The 1,114-nt window shown below is 53.6% G+C and carries 1 protein-coding gene; it reads right to left on the minus strand.

From position 1 onward, the window contains the following. Positions 1–376: 376 nt before the first annotated feature. Positions 377–724 carry a hypothetical protein gene (locus HAV38_RS21500; RefSeq protein ID WP_168057473.1) on the minus strand — a complete coding sequence of 116 codons (348 nt, stop codon included), beginning with the start codon at positions 722–724 and terminating at the stop codon, positions 377–379. Positions 725–1,114 lie beyond the last annotated feature (390 nt).

The raw sequence follows: 1,114 nt of genomic DNA on the forward strand, positions 1-1,114 counted from the left end.
GCGCCTGTCGGATTTTATCCTCCGCTTTCTCAAAGCTGGCATGCCAAAAGCACCATCGCAATTTTGTCATCTCTCGATGCAGGAGATTCTTTGTATGCGTTTCTGTCTCGCAACATGCCTGCATGCCTTGCGAGATTTGTTCCAGATATCGGATACGCATAGAGAGATGGAACCAGTCCAGGATGGGCGTTGCGGGGAACGGCAGCTGACGATGTATGCTCTGGACGCCATTGCCACTATCCGTAATCACACAAACCTTTGGAGACGTAGTTCCTGCACATGTCTGAAGCAATGCGGCAAATCTGTCTGCAATCGACGGAACTTCGCTACGCACACAAGCGAAAACGCGAGGCTTCACCCCTGACGCAGCAAGACGTCACGTCAGCATCTCGAACGAGGCCGGCCGGACCTTCTCTCGTCCTCGCACGAATCCGCCGTCGACTGCGATTGACCACTCCGTGTCCGGTGATAGTGCTTCGCCGGGTGCCAATTCCATAGCGTCTATCCTTGCCCCTACCGGTAATGTCCTATTCCGTATGGTCACATGATTCAGCTTTTCTGTCCCAGGCAAAAATTCTTTCATCATCACAACCACCTGCCGGTATGGCATCCGCGCGGCCAGTCTTGACTGCAGCAGGAGAAGGCCCGGTGCAGCACGTTCCGGTATGATTTGCGATAACGGGCTAAACAGAACCTCCAAATAGAAGGGCGGTTGCATGGGCATGACATGCGTCTCGGGCTACGAACGCTGACTGTACCGAATACGGTATCAATCTTGAGTCGTCGGTAGTCCTTCAGTTGCGTCTGTCGTCGGCAATGACTGCACACGCGTCGTATTTCGCAGTATTCCTCTGCTTGCGCAGAAATCACTACTTGCTGTAACCCGGAGAGCAGTTGCTTGCCATCGGCAAGCGATAATCCAATCGACACTGGATCAAGTAATTCGACAGGACGGTCAAATCGCGCCACTTCGATTATTGTGGTTTCGCCCCAATCCGTCACCAGCTCAGCCCGAACGACGGGCTTCATGCTGCTCTCCCCGAGTTGGTTACTCCCCCCTCATTTCCAACACCCGAGCACTCTGCTCATCATGATTATAGGCAATTACCCCCCC

Source organism: Glaciimonas immobilis (genome assembly GCF_011947285.1).
GTDB classification, from domain to species: Bacteria; Pseudomonadota; Gammaproteobacteria; order Burkholderiales; family Burkholderiaceae_D; genus Glaciimonas; species Glaciimonas immobilis.